General features: G+C 55.3%; 15 protein-coding genes. 12 read left to right on the top strand and 3 right to left on the bottom strand.

The window, feature by feature from the left end:
- Positions 1-3: 3 nt before the first annotated feature.
- The 9 genes from BFG58_RS01880 to BFG58_RS01920 all read left to right on the top strand — a co-directional run bounded on the left by BFG58_RS01880 (position 4) and on the right by BFG58_RS01920 (position 9,676).
- Positions 4-885 carry a carbohydrate ABC transporter permease gene (locus BFG58_RS01880; RefSeq protein WP_045908871.1) on the top strand — a complete coding sequence of 294 codons (882 nt, stop codon included), beginning with the start codon at positions 4-6 and terminating at the stop codon, positions 883-885.
- Positions 872-1,714, top strand: a complete 843-nt coding sequence (locus tag BFG58_RS01885; protein WP_008501243.1) for a carbohydrate ABC transporter permease — start codon at positions 872-874, stop codon at positions 1,712-1,714. The genes BFG58_RS01880 and BFG58_RS01885 overlap by 14 nt, the downstream gene beginning before the upstream one ends.
- A gap of 28 nt (positions 1,715-1,742) precedes the next feature.
- Positions 1,743-2,795, top strand: a complete 1,053-nt coding sequence (locus BFG58_RS01890; RefSeq protein WP_048029783.1) for a zinc-binding alcohol dehydrogenase — start codon at positions 1,743-1,745, stop codon at positions 2,793-2,795.
- 17 nt (positions 2,796-2,812) lie between these two features.
- Positions 2,813-3,601: a sugar phosphate isomerase/epimerase gene (locus BFG58_RS01895; protein ID WP_069719069.1), complete on the top strand. Its 789-nt coding sequence runs from the start codon at positions 2,813-2,815 to the stop codon at positions 3,599-3,601.
- A gap of 11 nt (positions 3,602-3,612) precedes the next feature.
- Positions 3,613-4,671, top strand: coding sequence for a Gfo/Idh/MocA family protein (locus tag BFG58_RS01900; RefSeq protein ID WP_139125286.1), 1,059 nt, complete (start codon positions 3,613-3,615; stop codon positions 4,669-4,671).
- Positions 4,665-6,944, top strand: a complete 2,280-nt coding sequence (locus tag BFG58_RS01905; protein ID WP_069719071.1) for a glycoside hydrolase family 65 protein — start codon at positions 4,665-4,667, stop codon at positions 6,942-6,944. The genes BFG58_RS01900 and BFG58_RS01905 overlap by 7 nt, the downstream gene beginning before the upstream one ends.
- On the top strand, positions 6,934-7,599 hold the full coding sequence (pgmB, locus tag BFG58_RS01910; protein WP_069719072.1) for a beta-phosphoglucomutase: 666 nt from the start codon (positions 6,934-6,936) through the stop codon (positions 7,597-7,599). The genes BFG58_RS01905 and pgmB overlap by 11 nt, the downstream gene beginning before the upstream one ends.
- 13 nt (positions 7,600-7,612) lie before the next feature.
- Positions 7,613-8,695 (top strand): ABC transporter ATP-binding protein, encoded by a 1,083-nt coding sequence (locus BFG58_RS01915; protein WP_048223583.1) that lies wholly within the window; start codon positions 7,613-7,615, stop codon positions 8,693-8,695.
- Positions 8,696-8,761: 66 nt separating this feature from the next.
- A complete protein-coding gene (locus BFG58_RS01920; RefSeq protein ID WP_045908864.1) occupies positions 8,762-9,676 on the top strand; it encodes an OmpG family monomeric porin in 915 nt (304 codons plus the stop codon).
- Between the two features lie 34 nt (positions 9,677-9,710).
- Here the strand turns inward: BFG58_RS01920 and BFG58_RS01925 are convergent, their stop codons facing one another.
- Positions 9,711-10,721, bottom strand: a complete 1,011-nt coding sequence (locus tag BFG58_RS01925) for a LacI family DNA-binding transcriptional regulator (RefSeq protein ID WP_032674909.1) — start codon at positions 10,719-10,721, stop codon at positions 9,711-9,713.
- Between the two features lie 155 nt (positions 10,722-10,876).
- On the opposite strand from BFG58_RS01925, the gene BFG58_RS01930 reads away from it, so the two are divergent.
- From BFG58_RS01930 to tyrR, 3 genes are all read left to right on the top strand, one after another.
- Positions 10,877-12,274 (top strand): YcjX family protein, encoded by a 1,398-nt coding sequence (locus tag BFG58_RS01930; RefSeq protein ID WP_069719073.1) that lies wholly within the window; start codon positions 10,877-10,879, stop codon positions 12,272-12,274.
- Positions 12,271-13,323: a YcjF family protein gene (locus BFG58_RS01935; RefSeq protein ID WP_069719074.1), complete on the top strand. Its 1,053-nt coding sequence runs from the start codon at positions 12,271-12,273 to the stop codon at positions 13,321-13,323. Before BFG58_RS01930 ends, BFG58_RS01935 begins: the two co-directional genes overlap by 4 nt.
- A 112-nt stretch (positions 13,324-13,435) precedes the next feature.
- Positions 13,436-14,977, top strand: a complete 1,542-nt coding sequence (gene tyrR / locus BFG58_RS01940) for a transcriptional regulator TyrR (RefSeq protein ID WP_008501254.1) — start codon at positions 13,436-13,438, stop codon at positions 14,975-14,977.
- Between the two features lie 44 nt (positions 14,978-15,021).
- Here the strand turns inward: tyrR and BFG58_RS01945 are convergent, their stop codons facing one another.
- Together BFG58_RS01945 and tpx are read right to left on the bottom strand one after the other, a co-directional pair.
- A complete protein-coding gene (locus tag BFG58_RS01945; RefSeq protein ID WP_069719075.1) occupies positions 15,022-16,230 on the bottom strand; it encodes an aldose 1-epimerase family protein in 1,209 nt (402 codons plus the stop codon).
- 276 nt (positions 16,231-16,506) lie between these two features.
- A complete protein-coding gene (gene tpx / locus BFG58_RS01950) occupies positions 16,507-17,013 on the bottom strand; it encodes a thiol peroxidase (RefSeq protein WP_023335907.1) in 507 nt (168 codons plus the stop codon).
- Between the last annotated feature and the right edge of the window lie 80 nt (positions 17,014-17,093).

The raw sequence follows: 17,093 nt of genomic DNA on the forward strand, positions 1-17,093 counted from the left end.
ATTATGAAGACGTTGTTTTCTGGTCGTTCAGATATGCCTTTCGCCATGCTGCTGTTGGCCCCCAGCCTGATTCTGCTGGGGGGCCTTGTGGCCTGGCCAATGATTTCCAATATTGAAATCAGTTTTTTACGCTTGCCGCTCAATCCGCGCATTAGCGCCGTGTTTGTCGGACTGGACAATTACATTCGCATTCTCAGCGATGCCGCTTTCTGGCATTCGCTGTGGATGACCTTCTGGTACACGGCGCTGGTCGTAATTGGCAGCACGGTGCTGGGTCTTGCCGTCGCCATCTTCTTCAATCGCGAGTTTCGCCTGCGCAAGACGGCACGTTCACTGGTGATTTTATCCTACGTCACGCCGTCTATTTCGCTGGTGTTTGCCTGGAAATACATGTTCAACAACGGCTACGGCATCGTGAACTATCTGGGCGTAGACCTGTTGCACCTGTATGACCAGGCGCCGCTGTGGTTTGACAACCCGAACAGCAGCTTCGTACTGGTGGTGCTGTTCGCGATCTGGCGTTACTTCCCGTACGCGTTTATCTCATTCCTGGCGATTTTACAGACCATTGATAAATCCCTGTATGAAGCGGCGGAAATGGACGGCGCAAATGCCTGGCAGCGTTTTCGTATCGTCACGCTGCCCGCGATTATGCCGGTGCTGGCCACGGTGGTCACGCTTCGCACCATCTGGATGTTCTACATGTTTGCTGACGTCTACCTGCTGACCACGAAGGTCGATATTTTGGGCGTCTATCTCTACAAAACCGCATTCGCTTTCAACGATTTGGGCAAAGCAGCGGCGATCTCTGTGGTGCTGTTCGTGATTATCTTCGCTGTGATTCTGCTGACCAGAAAAAGGGTGAACCTCAATGGCAACAAATAAACGCGTACTGAGCCGTATTGGTTTTTATCTGGGCCTGGCTGTATTTCTGATCATCACGCTTTTCCCGTTCTTCGTGATGCTGATGACGTCATTTAAGAGCGCCAAAGAGGCGATCTCGCTCCATCCGACCATTCTGCCGCAGGCGTGGACGCTGCAGCATTACATCGACATCTTTAACCCGCTGATCTTCCCGTTTGTGGATTACTTCAGAAACAGCATGGTGGTGTCGCTGACCTCATCGGTGATTGCCGTGTTTCTCGGTACGCTGGGCGCTTACGCCTTGTCCAAGCTGCGTTTTAAGGGCCGCACGACGATCAATGCGAGTTTTTACACCGTCTACATGTTCTCCGGCATCTTGCTGGTGGTGCCGTTGTTCAAAATCATCACCGCGCTGGGGATCTACGACACCGAGCTGGCGCTGATTATCACCATGGTGACGCAGACGTTACCGACGGCGGTGTTCATGCTGCGCAGCTACTTCGACACCATCCCGGACGAAATAGAAGAAGCCGCAATGATGGACGGCCTTAACCGCCTGCAAATCATCTTCCGTATTACCGTGCCGCTGGCGATATCCGGGCTCGTATCGGTGTTTGTCTACTGCTTCATGGTGGCGTGGAACGACTACCTGTTTGCGTCCATTTTCCTGTCCAGCGCCAGCAACTTCACCTTGCCGGTCGGGCTGAACACGCTCTTTAGCACACCTGATTATATCTGGGGTCGCATGATGGCGGCATCGCTGGTGACGGCACTTCCGGTGGTCATCATGTACGCCCTGTCTGAACGTTTTATTAAAAGTGGTTTGACCGCCGGTGGCGTGAAGGGCTGAGGCGGCCAATTTTAACAAGGAGTCAATCATGAAAAAATTAGTTGCGACAGCGCCACGCGTGGCGGCGCTCGTAGAGTATGAAGATCGCCCGGTTGCGGGACATGAAGTGAAAATTCGTGCCTGCTTTGGCGCACCGAAACACGGTACCGAAGTGGTGGATTTCCGCGCGGCAAGTCCGTTTATCGATGAAGAGTTCAATGCGGAGTGGCAGATGTTTACCCCGCGCGAAGAGGGGGCTGCCCGCGGGATAGAATTCGGTAAGTTCCAGCTGGGCAATATGATTGTCGGCGACATTATCGAATGCGGCGCTGACGTCACGGAATACCAGACGGGCGATCGCGTCTGCTGTTACGGGCCGCTCCAGGAGACGGTCATCGTGAATGCCGTCAACAACTACAAGCTGCGCAAAATGCCGCAGGGTGCCTCCTGGAAGAACGCCGTCTGCTACGATCCGGCACAGTTTGCCATGAGCGGCGTGCGTGATGCCAACGTGCGGGTCGGGGACTTTGTCGTGGTGGTAGGCCTCGGCGCGATTGGGCAGATTGCGATCCAACTGGCGAAAAAAGCCGGCGCGTCAGTCGTCATCGGCGTGGATCCTATCGAACACCGTTGCGACATTGCCCGCCGTCATGGCGCGGACTACTGCCTGAACCCAATCGGCACAGATGTCGGTCTGGAAATTAAAAAGCTGACCGGAAAGCAGGGCGCAGATGTGATCATCGAGACCAGCGGCTTTGCCGATGCGCTGCAGTCCGCACTGCGCGGCCTCGCCTACGGCGGCACCATTTCCTACGTTGCGTTCGCTAAACCGTTCGCTGCAGGCTTCAATCTGGGGCGTGAAGCGCACTTCAACAACGCGAAGATTGTCTTCTCCCGCGCCTGCAGTGAGCCAAACCCGGACTACCCGCGCTGGAGCCGCAAGCGTATTGAAGAGACCTGCTGGGAACTGCTGATGAACGGTTATCTGAATTGTGAAGATCTGATCGACCCGGTCGTGACCTTCACCAGCAGCGCTGAAAGCTACATGAAATATGTGGATCAGCATCCGGAACTGAGCATCAAAATGGGCGTCACTTTTTAAGCTAAGGAAAGCAACTCATGAAAATCGCAACACAAAATCAGGCCTTTTTCCCGGGCAATATCCTGGAGAAATTCGAGTACATCAAAGCGATGGGTTTTGATGGCTATGAAATTGACGGCAAAGTGCTGGTGGAAAACCTCGCCGAGGTGAAAGCGGCGATTAAGGCCACCGGCCTGCCGGTCACGACCGCCTGCGGCGGATACGATGGCTGGATTGGTGACTTTATCGAAGAGCGTCGTCTGAACGGCTTAGCGCAGATTGAACGCATTCTGGAAGCGCTGGCCGAAGTGGGCGGCAAGGGCATTATCGTACCTGCAGCCTGGGGCATGTTCACCTTCCGTTTACCGCCAATGACCTCACCACGCAGCCTCGAAGGCGACCGCAAAGCGGTAAGTGCTTCGCTGCGCCGGCTGGATGAGGTGGCAGCGCGCACCGGAACCACCGTCTATCTGGAGCCGCTGAACCGCTATCAGGATCACATGATCAACACCCTGGCTGACGCACGACGCTATATCGAAGAGAACGCCCTCAAGCACGTGCAGATCATCGGTGATTTCTATCATATGAACATTGAAGAAGATTCGCTGACGGAGGCGCTGCATCAGCATCGCGATCTGCTGGGCCATGTGCACATCGCTGATAACCACCGTTACCAGCCGGGAAGCGGTAGCCTCGATTTTGCCAGCCTGTTCGATCAGCTGCGTGCGGATAATTACCAGGGCTATGTGGTTTACGAGTGCCGCGTACGTGCTGAAGATCCCGCTCAGGCTTATCGGGATTCCCTCACTTATTTACGTGAATGCTAAGGATGACGAGCGTGATGAGTGCTTCAACAACGTCGCCACTGCGCGTCGCCATCATTGGCGCCGGGCAGGTTGCGGACAAAGTGCATGCCTCGTATTACGCCACGCGCAGTGATGTTCAGATGGTGGCTGTCATGGACAGCCGCCTCGAACAGGCACAGGCTTTTGCGGAGCGTCATGCCATACCGTCGGCGTGGCAGGACGCGTGCGCCATGCTGGAGGCGGTTAAGCCGGACGTGGTGAGCGTTTGTTCGCCAAACCGATTTCATTTTGAGCATGTGATGGCGGCGCTGGAGGCTGGCTGTCATGTGATGTGCGAAAAACCGCCCGCCATGACGCCGCAAGAGGCCGATGAGATGCGGATGGCTGCACGCAAGGCGGGGAAGGTGCTGGCATATGATTTTCATCACCGCTTCGCGCTCGACACGCAGCTGCTGCGCGAGGCCGTGATGAACGGAACGCTGGGCGAAATCTACTTCACCTCGGCGCAGGCGCTGCGGCGCTGCGGCGTGCCGGGCTGGGGCGTCTTCACTAACAAAGCGCTGCAGGGCGGTGGGCCGCTGATTGACATTGGCATTCACATGCTGGATGCCGCGATGTACGTACTGGGTTTCCCGGCGGTCAAAAGAGTCACGGCGCACGGCTTCCAGAGGCTGGGAACCCAAAAAAGCAGCGGCCAGTTCGGCGCGTGGGATCCCGCACAGTTTACGGTGGAAGATGCCCTGTTTGGCACTATCGAATTCTGCAATGGCGGCATTTTGCGTCTGGACACCTCGTTCGCGCTGAATATCCGCGAGCAGTCGATCATGAATGTCGCCTTTTGCGGTGAAAAGGCGGGGGCGACGCTTTTCCCGGCCCACGTTTATCAGGATGACGCCGGGACGTTACAAACCCTGGTTCAGCGTGAAGAGGCTGACGATCAGCGCCATTTACGCAGCCTGGAGGCCTTTGTCCGCCACGTGCAGGGAGAGCCCGTAATGATTGCAGATGCTGAACAGGGGCTGGTGATTCAGCAGCTTGTCGCGGCGCTTTATCAATCGGCAGAAACAGGGGAAAGCGTAACATTATGCTGAGCGTGTCTGTATTAACCGATCCGGGCTTTTGTCCGCACAGTCTGAATAAGTACGCATCCATTATGGCATGCGGTAACGGCTACATGGGCATTCGCGCTGCGCATGAAGAAGATTACACCCAGCAAACCCGAGGAATGTATCTTGCGGGCCTCTATCATCAGGCGGGACGTAACGAGACCACTGAGCTGATCAATTTGCCCGATATCACCGGTATCGAGGTTGAGCTGGACGGGGTGAATTACACCCTTCTGGCCGGGGACATTCTTGAGTGGCAGCGCGAGCTGGCGTTTGCCAACGGCGAACTGCATCGCCGCGTCGTCTGGCGTTCGCCCAACGGAAAGCGCTATCGCCTGGAGAGTCGTCGTTTTGTCTCTCTGGATCAGCTGCCGCTTTTGGCCATGCAGCTTGCGATCACCCCGCTGGATGATGCCTCGCAGGTGGTGATGAAAACCGGCATTGATGCGACACAAACCAATACGGGCCGGCAACATCTGGATGAAATTTCCGTCAGGGTGTTCGACCAGCACTATATGCAGGGTGTGTATGAAACGCAGGACCGGGCCGCTGATGTTGTCATCTCAGCCTTTTGTCAGCTATCAGCCGACAGCGAAAGCTGCTTTACCGCTAAAAATCGTCGGCTCTCTGCTCACTATTCCCTGACGATACCGCAGGGTGACACTGTCACGCTGGATAAGTTTGTCTGGGTGGTCCATCGCAGCGATAAAGCCCTGTCACAGGAATCTTTCGCGCGCGGCGCGCTGGCGGATCTCAAGGTTTGTGCAGCAAGGGGTTATGCCTCGCTGCTGGAAAGTTCAGCCTGCGCATGGGAAGACGTCTGGCGTGACGCCAGGGTGGAAGTGGCTTCTGCATCTCCTGACGATCAGATGGCGCTGGACTATGCCGTCTGGCATCTGACCACCATGACGCCAGCCCATGATGAGCGGAGCAGCATTGCCGCTAAGGGCTTGACCGGCGAGGGGTATAAAGGCCATGTCTTCTGGGACACCGAAATATTCCTGCTGCCTTTCCATCTTTTCACTCGTCCGCAAGTGGCCCGCAGTCTGCTGCGCTATCGCTGGCTGAACCTGGCCGGGGCCCGGGAAAAAGCCCGCCGCAACGGCTGGCCGGGCGCGCTGTTCCCGTGGGAGAGTGCCGCGAGCGGCAAAGAGGAGACGCCGGAGTTTGCGGCTATCAACATCCGTACGGGCATGCGGCAGAAAGTGGCCTCCGCCCTGGCCGAACACCACATCGTGGCGGACATTGCCTGGGCCGTTGTGGCCTACTGGCAGGCCACGCGTGATGACGCGTTTATGCGTAATGAAGGGCTGACCCTGCTGGTGGAGACGGCAACGTTCTGGATGGGCCGCGCCACGGAGGTCAACGGGCGCCTGGAAATTCATGATGTGATTGGGCCGGACGAATACACCGAGCATGTGAATAACAACGCCTACACCAACTATCTTGCCTGGCACAACGTGGCCAGCGCATGCCGGTTTATGTCGATGTTTGAGCGTGAAGAGGCCTGCTTCATGGAGAAGGCGACCACCTTCCTGGCCCGCTTGTGGCTGCCGGAAGCCGACGCCGGGGGAGTGATCCCGCAGGACGATTCGTTCATGGCGAAACCCGCCATCGATTTAAGCCGCTATAAAGCCAAAGCGGGTAAGCAGACCATCCTGCTGGATTACTCTCGCGCGGAAGTTAACGAGATGCAAATCCTCAAGCAGGCTGACGTGGTGATGCTTAACTACCTGTTGCCGGAGAAATTTACCCCAGCCCAGTGCGCGGCCAACCTGGCGTTTTACGAGCCGCGGACGATCCATGACTCTTCACTGAGCAAGGCTATTCACGGCATTGTGGCCGCCCGCTGTGGCGATACGGAAGGGGCTTACGCCTTCTGGCGCGCTGGCGTGGCTATCGATCTGGGCGACGATCCGCACAGTAGCGATGACGGCATTCATGCCGCGGCCACGGGGGCCATCTGGTCCGGCGTCATTCAGGGGTTTGCCGGCATGCAGATTGTTGAGGGCGAGCTGCACCTTGCGCCGAAGCTACCCGCTCACTGGCGAAAACTTGCCTTCCCGCTGCGCTGGCAGAACGCACGCTTGCGCTTCTCGTTTGAAAATGACGTTTTAACCATCGATACCTCCGCGCCCGTCACGTTAACGCTGTGGGGAAAAACGGTTTGCGTATCGGAGCGGCAGGCATTCTCTCGTAGGGAATTTCTTACATCTTTTAATGGGACCGCTACCACGGAGGCCAGCGATGAAGCCTGAAGCCGTTGTATTCGATCTTGATGGGGTTATCACCGATACCGCACATCTGCACTTTCTCGCCTGGCGTTCGGTCGCGCAGGAGATCGGCATCACTATCGATGAGGTGTTTAACGAGGAGTTGAAGGGAATTAGCCGCATGGAATCCCTGCAGCGGATCCTGCGACACGGTGGGAAAGAGGGGGCGTTTGACGATAAACAGTGCCTGGCGCTGGCGGGGAAGAAAAATGCGCTCTATGTCGCATCGCTGTCGTCATTGACCGAGGCGTCGCTGCTGCCGGGTATCCGGGAGGTGCTGGCGGACATTCGGGCGGCAGAGGTCAAAATTGGGCTCGCCTCCGTTTCCCTCAATGCACCTGGAATACTGCATGCCCTGGGTATTCATGACGCCTTTGATTTTTGCGCTGATGCCTCCCGCATTGTCTGTTCAAAACCGGATCCGGAGATCTTCCTCGCCGCGTGTGCTGGCCTGAACGTCTGCCCCTATGCGGCCATCGGGGTCGAAGATGCGCCCGCAGGCGTGGCGGCGATCAACGCGGCGGGCATGCTGTCGGTCGGGATTGGCTCAGGCCTGACCCATGCGGGATTACAGCTTCATTCAACGCAGGAACTGACCTGGAAATGCCTGACCGATTTCTGGGCCTCCCGGGCGTATTGATAAGGAATTAAAAATGGCACAACTGTCACTGAAACATATTCAGAAAATTTACGATAACCAGGTCCACGTGGTGAAGGATTTTAATCTCGAAATCGAGGACAAGGAGTTTATCGTTTTTGTCGGTCCGTCTGGCTGCGGTAAATCGACAACGCTGCGCATGATTGCCGGGCTGGAGGAGATCTCCGCTGGCGAACTGGTCATCGACGGCGTTTGCATGAACGACGTGCCCGCCAAGTCACGCGACATCGCCATGGTGTTCCAGAACTATGCGCTTTACCCGCATATGACGGTCTACGACAACATGGCCTTTGGCCTGAAGATGCAGAAAATCGCCCCGGCGGTTATCGAAGAGCGCGTTAACTGGGCGGCACAGATCCTCGGCTTACGGGAGTACCTCAAGCGTAAACCCGGCGCGCTGTCCGGTGGCCAGCGTCAGCGCGTGGCGTTGGGCAGGGCGATAGTTCGGGAAGCGGGCGTCTTCCTGATGGATGAACCGCTCTCCAACCTCGATGCCAAGCTTCGCGTGCAGATGCGGGCTGAAATCAGCAAGCTCCATCAGAAGCTCAATACTACGATGATTTACGTGACCCACGATCAGACGGAAGCCATGACGATGGCGACCCGGATTGTGATCTTAAAAGACGGCATTATTCAGCAGGTTGGTGCACCGAAGCAGGTATACAACGAGCCGGCAAACATGTTTGTTGCAGGGTTCATTGGCTCGCCAGCCATGAACTTTGTTCGTGGCGCCATCGACGACCGCTATTTCGTCACGGAAACGCTGCGTCTCGAGATCCCGGAAGACAAGCTCGCGTCACTGCATGCCGCAGGGTATCAGCGTAAAGCCGTGGTCTTTGGGATCCGCCCGGAAGATATTCTCACCCAGCAGAGTAGCGGTGAAAACATCGCGGCAAAAGTCAGCGTGGCCGAACTGACCGGTGCAGAGTTCATGCTCTACGCCACCGTTGGCGGCCATGAACTGGTTGTTCGCGCGGGAGCCGCGAATGATTATGCCGCGGGGGATAATATCGGCATCCAGTTCGATATGAATAAGTGCCATTTCTTCGACGCTGAAACCGAAGCGGCTATTAGATAAGAAAGGTGTTCGCCGGAAATACCCATTTCCGGTTTTTTTGTTTGTTACTTATAAAGGGAATATTTGATGAGTACTCTACTAAAAAGTGCTGCGCTCGTGCTGTGCGCAGGGGTTAGCTGTGCACATGCAACAGAAACGGCTAAACAGTGGGAATTTAATATTGGCGCGATGTATGAAATAGAAAACGTCGAAGGCCAGGGGGAGGATAAAGACGGGTTATATGAACCTTCCGTGTGGTTTAATGCAACCTGGGATGCCTGGACTATTTCGCTGGCAATGTATCAGGAAGGGCCGGTTGATTATAGCAGCATGACCCGCGGCACCTATTTTGATCGCCCGGAATTTGAATTACGCTATCGCTTTATCGGAACCGATGATTTTACGTTCGGTCTGACCGGCGGCTTCCGTAATTATGGTTATCACTTTAAGGATGAACACGGTGCCAGAGACGGCAGCGCAAATATGCAGCGCTACAAAATTCAGCCTGACTGGGATATAAAATTAACCGACGACTGGCGTTTTGGCGGCTGGTTTGCCATGTATCAGTTTGCCAACGATCTGGAAAAAACCGGCTATTCGGACAGCCGCGTCGAAACCGAAACGGGCTTTACCTGGACCATTAACGAAACCTTTGCCGCTAAAGTAAATTACTATTTAGAGCGCGGTTTCAATATGGACGGTTCACGTAATAACGGCGAGTTCTCCACCCAGGAAATTCGCGCTTATCTCCCTATTTCGTTGGGCCAGACGACCTTAACGCCTTACACCCGACTGGGGCTCGATCGCTGGTCGAACTGGGACTGGCAGGATGATCCTGAGCGTGAGGGGCATGATTTCAACCGCCTGGGTATGCAGTACGCCTATGACTTCAACAACGGTTTATCCATGACGCTTGAATACGCCTATGAATGGGAAAACCATGACGAAGGTGACAACGACCGCTTCCACTATGCGGGCGTTGGGGTAAATTACGCGTTCTGACCGAGGGGCTTCCAGGGGCTACAAGCCCCTGGTTTTAGCGCAGCGAAGCCGCCAGTAAAAAATGGGTATCAACAAGCACTTTTTGCGGGGCGGGATGGCCCGCGATACGCCTGAAGAGAAGATCGCAGCTCTCTTCCCCGAGTTTTCGGGTGGGGATATCAAAGCCGCCAGGTGCGGGCGTTAAAATGAGCGACAGCATCGGGTCGCTGTATCCGGCTATCACCACCTGTTCCGGAATCATCAGATTCAACTCATCCGCCGCGCGATATAGACCGAGTAATTTCATGCTGTCGGTAGCAAATACGGCATCAGGCGGCGTGGGTGATGAGAGCAATTCCAGAGCCGCTTTAAGCGCACTCTCATGGGTATAACCGCCGTCCATGATCCAGTCCGGGTTCATCGCAATATGGTGCTTTTCCAGACTGGCTTTATAACCCGCCAGGCGATCGATCGAAACATGATAATCAAGCGGCGCATGCAGACAGGCAATTTTCTTGCGGCCGTTTTTAATAAAGGTTTCCGTCAGCGTGGCGCTGTCATGAAAATTATCCGTGTCGACGGAGTAAATATTCTGATACTCACCTTCCACTTTACCGATCACCACTACCGGTACGCCATACGCATCCAGCGTGGTGAAAAAGGATTCATTTGCGGGCGAACTCAGCATGATGATCCCTTTGATCATCTTCTGTTTTATTTTACTCACGCATTTCAGCAGATCGTCTTCACTGCTTTTTGAGGTTTGTAAAATAACATCGAATCCTTCTTCTTCCGCTTTTGCTGTAATGGCATGAAGGACATCGGAGAAAAATGGGTTGCCGGCAGTGGTTTTGGTTGAACGGGTCGAAATAACCATAATGGCATCGAATCCTGAAGAGGTCAGGGCGCGAGCCAGTTTGTTGGGCTGATAATTTAATTCATCAATCGCCTTCAGCACTTTGTCACGTGCTTCGGGAGAAATATTCGTTTGTTTATTCAGAACGCGGGAAACGGTTGATTTCGATACGCCCGCAACCCGTGCGATATCATAAATGGTGGGTGACATACACCTTACTCACTCAGAACTGACAGCAATGTCGTTCATCTTACTGGAGAAAAAACGGCAATAGCAATAAATAAGAATTGATAATCAACGATCTGCCCCCATTTATTGTATTCTGAAGCCATGCATTCAAGGCTTCCAGGCAACGAAGGACGGCGATGAAGCGACTTAAAAACGAAATCAATTCACTGGTAAACCGCGGCGTTGACCGTCATCTGCGACTGGCGGTGACAGGATTGAGCCGCAGCGGTAAGACGGCGTTTATCACCGCGATGGTGAACCAGCTCCTGAACCTGCACGCCGGGGCGCGTCTGCCGTTGCTTGGCGCGGTGCGGGAAGAGCGTTTGCTGGGCGTTAAGCGCGTCCCTCAGCGCGATTTTGGTATTCCCCGTTTTACCTATGACGAAGGGCTGGCGCAGCTTTATGGCGATCCGCCCGAGTGGCCGACGCCGACGCGAGGGGTCAGTGAAATTCGTCTTGCGTTGCGTTTCCGCTCGAATGAATCCCTGATGCGCCATTTCAAGGATACCTCCACGCTATACCTTGAAATCGTCGATTACCCCGGCGAATGGCTGCTCGACCTGCCGATGCTGGCGCAGGATTACCTCAGCTGGTCACGCCAGATGACGGGATTGCTGCAGGGGCAGCGCGCCGGGTGGTCAGCCAAATGGCGGCAGCTGTGCGAAGGACTGGACCCGCTTGCCCCAGCAGATGAAAACCGTCTGGCGGCCATTGCCGACGCCTGGACGGCGTATTTACATCAGTGTAAACAGGAAGGGTTACACTTCATTCAGCCGGGGCGCTTTGTTCTGCCGGGTGATTTAGCAGGCGCGCCTGCGCTTCAGTTTTTCCCCTGGCCAGATGTGGACGGGGTTGGCGAGTCGACGCTGGCGCAGGCTGATAAGCACACTAACGCCGGGATGCTGCGCGAGCGTTACCATTACTACTGTGAAAAAGTGGTTAAGGGATTTTATAAGAACCACTTTTTACGATTTGACCGTCAGATTGTGCTGGTGGATTGTCTGCAACCGCTTAACAGCGGGCCACAGGCATTCAACGATATGCGCCTTGCCCTGACGCAGCTGATGCAAAGTTTTCACTACGGGCAGCGGACGCTGTTCCGCCGTCTTTTCTCACCGGTGATCGACAAACTGCTCTTTGCGGCCACAAAAGCCGATCACGTCACGGTCGACCAGCATGCCAATATGGTGTCGCTGCTGCAGCAGCTGGTGCAGGACGCCTGGCAAAACGCCGCCTTCGAAGGGATCAGCATGGATTGCCTTGGGCTCGCGTCGGTGCAGGCGACGCAAAGTGGGCTGATTGACCTTAACGGCGAGAAAATACCGGCATTACGCGGGAACCGACTCAGCGACGGTGAACCGCTTACCGTGTATCCGGGCGAAGTGCCTGCGCGGCTGCCGGGTCAGGCCTTCTGGCAGAATCAGGGCTTCCAGTTTGAAGCCTTCCGCCCGCAGGCAATGAGCGTCGACAGGCCATTACCGCACATCCGTCTGGATGCGGCGCTGGAGTTTTTGATTGGAGATAAATTGCGATGACGGAACCGTTAAAACCGCGCATTGACTTTACCGGAACGCTTGAGCAGGACGCTCAGGAGGCGTTCAAAACGGCGCAGACGTTCAGCGGAACCCAGGCCGATAACTTTGCCCCGGCGCTGCAGGACGAGCCCGCTGTTGAGGACGGTCCGGCGGAGGCGGTCGTGGACGCCGCGCTGCGTCCAAAACGCAGCCTGTGGCGCAGGATGGTTACCGCCGGTCTGGCGCTGTTTGGCGTAAGCGTGGTGGGTCAGGGCGTGCAGTGGACGATGAATGCCTGGCAAACTCAGGACTGGGTCGCGCTGGGCGGATGCGCCGCGGGCGCGCTGATTGTGGGGGCGGGCGTCGGGTCGGTTGCCACCGAGTGGCGTCGGCTCTGGCGTTTGCGCCAGCGCGCGCACGAGCGTGATGAAGCGCGGGATCTGCTCCACAGCCACGGCACCGGGAAAGGTCGCGCGTTCTGTGAAAAGCTGGCGAGTCAGGCCGGAATCGATCAGTCGCACCCGGCGCTTCAGCGCTGGTACGCCGCCATCCATGAGACCCAGAATGACCGGGAAGTGGTGACGCTCTATTCCCACATGGTTCAGCCGGTGCTGGATGCTCAGGCGCGGCGCGAAATCAGCCGGTCTGCGGCGGAATCCACCCTGATGATTGCCGTCAGCCCGCTGGCGCTGGTCGATATGGCCTTTATCGCCTGGCGTAACCTGCGCCTGATCAACCGTATCGCGAACCTTTACGGTATAGAGCTGGGTTACTACAGTCGGCTCAGACTGTTTAAGCTGGTCCTGCTCAATATCGCGTTTGCCGGGGCGAGTGAGCTGGTGCGCGAAGTGGGAATGGACTGGATGTCGCAGGATCTGGCGGCGCGTCTCTCTGCCCGTGCGGCTCAGGGCATCGGTGCGGGATTATTAACCGCGCGTTTGGGGATTAAAGCGATGGAAGTCTGCCGTCCGCTGCCGTGGATCGATGGCGATAAGCCCCGTCTGGGGGATTTCAGGCGTGAACTGATCGGCCAGCTCAAAGAGACGCTCAATAAAAAACCTGCGCCATGAGGTTTTGTTCACTAATCGTGCTGGCTGTCAATATTTGTTGACAGCCATCTTCCGGATCACCGTGTTCTGACATATCATTTTACTGTTATTGGCTTAAAACGGTGAATTTCCCATGCGTCTTGAAGTCTTCTGTGAAGACCGTCTCGGTCTGACCCGCGAATTACTCGATCTTCTTGTTTTACGTAGCATTGATTTACGTGGCATTGAGATCGATCCTGTCGGGCGAATTTACCTCAATTTTGCCGAAATTGAATTTAATACCTTCAGTAGCCTGATGGCGGAAATCCGCCGTATCGCTGGCGTTACGGATGTGCGCACCATTCCCTGGATGCCGTCCGAGCGTGAGCACCTGGCGCTGAGCGCGCTGCTGGAAGCCATGCCTGAACCGTTCCTCTCCCTGGATTTGAAAAGCAAAGTTGAGCGCGTTAACCACGCGAGCTGCCAGCTTTTCGCACAGAGTCAGGAGAAGCTGAGCAATCATCACGCCGCGCAGCTGATCCCCGGTTTTAACTTCCAGCGCTGGCTGGACAGCAATCCGCAGAACACGCACAGCGAGCATGTGGTGATTAACGGGCAGAATTTCCTGATGGAGATCACGCCGGTCTATCTGAAAGGGGAAGGGAATACCCGCGTGTTGACCGGGGCGGTGATCATGCTGCGCTCGACGCTGCGCATGGGTCGTCAGCTGCAAAACCTCTCCAGTCAGGACGTTGGCGCATTCAGCCAGATTATTGCCGTCAGCCCGAAAATGCGTCATGTGGTTGATCAGGCGCGTAAGCTCGCAAGCCTGACCGCGCCGCTGTTGATTACCGGGGATACCGGCACCGGGAAAGACCTGCTGGCTCACGCCGTGCATCTGGCAAGCCCGCGTGCGGCCAAGCCTTACCTGGCACTTAACTGCGCCTCTATCCCGGAAGATGCCGTTGAAAGTGAGCTGTTTGGTCACGCGCCGGAGGGCAAGAAAGGGTTCTTCGAGCAGGCTAACGGTGGCTCCGTGCTGCTGGACGAGATCGGCGAAATGTCGCCGCGTATGCAGGCTAAGCTGCTGCGTTTCCTGAATGACGGCACGTTCCGCCGCGTCGGTGAGGATCACGAAGTGCATGTGGACGTGCGCGTCATTTGCGCCACCCAGAAGAATCTGGTGGAACTGGTGCAAAAGGGGATCTTCCGCGAGGATCTCTATTACCGCCTTAACGTCCTGACGCTGAACATTCCGCCGCTGCGCGATTGCCCGCAGGACATCATGCCGCTTACGGAGCTGTTCGTCGCCCGCTTTGCCGACGAGCAGGGTGTGCCGCGTCCGAAGCTGTCTGCCGATCTGGGCACGGTGCTCATGCGCTACGGCTGGCCGGGTAACATTCGTCAGCTTAAAAACGCCGTTTATCGTGCGCTGACCCAGCTTGAAGGGTATGAGCTGCGTCCGCAGGATATCCTGTTGCCGGATTACGACGCCGGGACGGTATCCGTAGGCGAAGAGGCGATGGAAGGGTCGCTGGATGATATCACCAGCCGTTTCGAGCGCTCTGTGCTGACGCAGCTGTACCGCAGCTATCCCAGCACCCGCAAGCTGGCAAAACGCCTTGGCGTGTCGCACACCGCGATCGCAAATAAGCTACGTGAATATGGTTTGAATCATAAGAAAGGTGACGAATAACAAAAAAGCCTCTGCAAAGAGGCTTTTTACTTTTCACTTTAGATTTATTCCTTCGCCAGCGGCGTGTTAACGATGTCTGTTTTTGTCTCGCCCTGAATCGACGCAATCCTGTTTGCAACCTCTTTCACCTGCTGCGGGCTGTGGAGCAGGGTATAGGTCAGATCAAACTGCGCGCTGGCGCCAGGCTGCAGCTGCTTGACCCGCTTCTGTTCGCGTTCAATCGTGACGGGGTAGGCGTAGCTGGTGCCCGGTTCAATGCCCGTGACATAACCCTGCTTCAGCGTGTCAGTGTTTTTCCATAAGGTCAGCACGGGCAGCTGGCGCGTATCAAACTGGATGGATGCGCCTTTATCACCGGCTTTATTGACCACTGCCGCGAGCGTTTCGTGGTTGTTGTCGGCGAGCGGCTGAATATTAAAGACCATCTCATCAAAGCCTTTTGTCGGCCCGGCGTAGGTTTGCCAGTCGTTTACGCCCGCTTTGGCGTAGTCATTGAATGGGCTCACGCTCACCGCCGGCGCAAGGAAACGTGCGCCTTCTTCGAGGATCGGCGTGCCGAAGTTGCTGTGATAGATGATTTGATAATCATGAGGGTAATCGGCATGGTTGGTCAGAACATCATGCAGACTGAACTGGTTAGTTCCGGGAACGTAGCGCAGTTCGGTCATGGTTTGCAGATCCGCTTTTTTGAACGTGCTCTCTTTGATTAAACCCCGAACTCGGATCTCATGCGGGGCGGTATCCGCCACCTCAACTTCCACCTGCGATACCGGTGTATTTCCGGCCCTGCCGTGAAGGGTGTAAATTTGCCCATCTGCGGTGACCGGATGACCTGTCCACTCGTAGCCACAGCGCACCATCATCTCGTTGAATCCATCCAGCCAGCCGAGACCGTTTCGGCTTTCAAGATTAATGTAGGCAGGATTGACGACCTCTTTGACGGGTGAATTCCATCCCAGTCGGGTGCCAAACCCTTCAACGTGCAGAAGGTTCATGCCGCGTGTCGGGCTCAGGGTAATCGTCAGGCCATCTTTACTGCTAATAATGATGACTTTACTGCCTTCCTGCTTGCCGCCGTGTAAGATTTTTTGCTCAATGCTGAACGTCTGATCTTTAACTTTCAGCTCATCACTGGAAATCTTCCAGTTTCCTTTCTCTACGCTGCTTTCAGCACTTGTCAGCACCCAGGTTTTAGCCGCGGCATGGCCAGAAACCAGGACCGCCAGGAGCGTAAAAGCGAATTTGATCTTCATAATTTATCCTTTTTTGCTGAAACGATTATCTTCTTTCGTAAGCAAATCTAATGTTTAGACAAAAAGGGAAATGTGATGGGCTTCACTCGGGATGAAAATAGGGGATTTTAACGATTATTATGCGTTGTTGATCACGATCATGTTACATAGTGTTCTGATTATTGCAGGATTAATGTGACATGCGAGTATTTATGCTTTAACGATTCAGCTTTGAAATAATAAAAAACCCCGCCGAAGCGAGGTTGAGAATAAGTTGTATAGAATGCTAAGGACTTATTATGCTTTCAGCACGTCCAGCGCGGCAGTGTAGTCCGGCTCGGTGGTGATTTCGTTAACCAGTTCGCTGAAGACGACAGTGTCGTTTTCGTCCAGAACCAGTACAGCACGTGCTGCCAGACCCTTCAGTGGGCCTTCCGCAATGCTGACGCCGTATTTTTCGAGGAAATCTGCGCTACGCAGGGTGGAGAGGGTGATGACGTTGCTCAGGCCTTCGGCACCGCAGAAACGGGACTGGGCAAACGGCAGGTCAGCGGAAATGCACAGCACAACGGTGTTGTCCATTTCAGTCGCCAGCTGGTTGAATTTACGCACGGATGCGGCACAAACACCGGTATCAATGCTTGGGAAAATGTTCAGCACTTTGCGTTTTCCCGCAAACTGAGCCAGTGTGACGTCAGACAGATCTTTAGCCACCAGAGTAAATGCCTGCGCTTTGCTGCCAGCCTGCGGAATGGAACCTGCTACAGCAACCGGGTTGCCCTGGAAATGAACGAGTTGTGACATAGATATCTTCCTGTTTACATATAGTTAACGTCGTGGCTAGTGTATGCCATCAGCAGATAACACGGCAAACCAAATTTTTC

The sequence above is a fragment of the Enterobacter sp. ku-bf2 genome (assembly GCF_001742765.1).
GTDB classification, from domain to species: domain Bacteria; phylum Pseudomonadota; class Gammaproteobacteria; order Enterobacterales; family Enterobacteriaceae; genus Enterobacter; species Enterobacter quasiroggenkampii.

What these genes read in the sequence shown, in the direction of transcription:
- BFG58_RS01880 (WP_045908871.1), top strand. Translation starts at nt 4, where the DNA reads ATGAAGACGTTGTTTTCTGGTCGTTCAGATATGCCTTTCGCCATGCTG.
- BFG58_RS01885 (WP_008501243.1), top strand. Translation starts at nt 872, where the DNA reads ATGGCAACAAATAAACGCGTACTGAGCCGTATTGGTTTTTATCTGGGC.
- BFG58_RS01890 (WP_048029783.1), top strand. Translation starts at nt 1,743, where the DNA reads ATGAAAAAATTAGTTGCGACAGCGCCACGCGTGGCGGCGCTCGTAGAG.
- BFG58_RS01895 (WP_069719069.1), top strand. Translation starts at nt 2,813, where the DNA reads ATGAAAATCGCAACACAAAATCAGGCCTTTTTCCCGGGCAATATCCTG.
- BFG58_RS01905 (WP_069719071.1), top strand. Translation starts at nt 4,665, where the DNA reads ATGCTGAGCGTGTCTGTATTAACCGATCCGGGCTTTTGTCCGCACAGT.
- pgmB (WP_069719072.1), top strand. Translation starts at nt 6,934, where the DNA reads ATGAAGCCTGAAGCCGTTGTATTCGATCTTGATGGGGTTATCACCGAT.
- BFG58_RS01915 (WP_048223583.1), top strand. Translation starts at nt 7,613, where the DNA reads ATGGCACAACTGTCACTGAAACATATTCAGAAAATTTACGATAACCAG.
- BFG58_RS01920 (WP_045908864.1), top strand. Translation starts at nt 8,762, where the DNA reads ATGAGTACTCTACTAAAAAGTGCTGCGCTCGTGCTGTGCGCAGGGGTT.
- BFG58_RS01925 (WP_032674909.1), bottom strand. Translation starts at nt 10,721, where the DNA reads ATGTCACCCACCATTTATGATATCGCACGGGTTGCGGGCGTATCGAAA.
- BFG58_RS01930 (WP_069719073.1), top strand. Translation starts at nt 10,877, where the DNA reads ATGAAGCGACTTAAAAACGAAATCAATTCACTGGTAAACCGCGGCGTT.
- BFG58_RS01935 (WP_069719074.1), top strand. Translation starts at nt 12,271, where the DNA reads ATGACGGAACCGTTAAAACCGCGCATTGACTTTACCGGAACGCTTGAG.
- tyrR (WP_008501254.1), top strand. Translation starts at nt 13,436, where the DNA reads ATGCGTCTTGAAGTCTTCTGTGAAGACCGTCTCGGTCTGACCCGCGAA.
- BFG58_RS01945 (WP_069719075.1), bottom strand. Translation starts at nt 16,230, where the DNA reads ATGAAGATCAAATTCGCTTTTACGCTCCTGGCGGTCCTGGTTTCTGGC.
- tpx (WP_023335907.1), bottom strand. Translation starts at nt 17,013, where the DNA reads ATGTCACAACTCGTTCATTTCCAGGGCAACCCGGTTGCTGTAGCAGGT.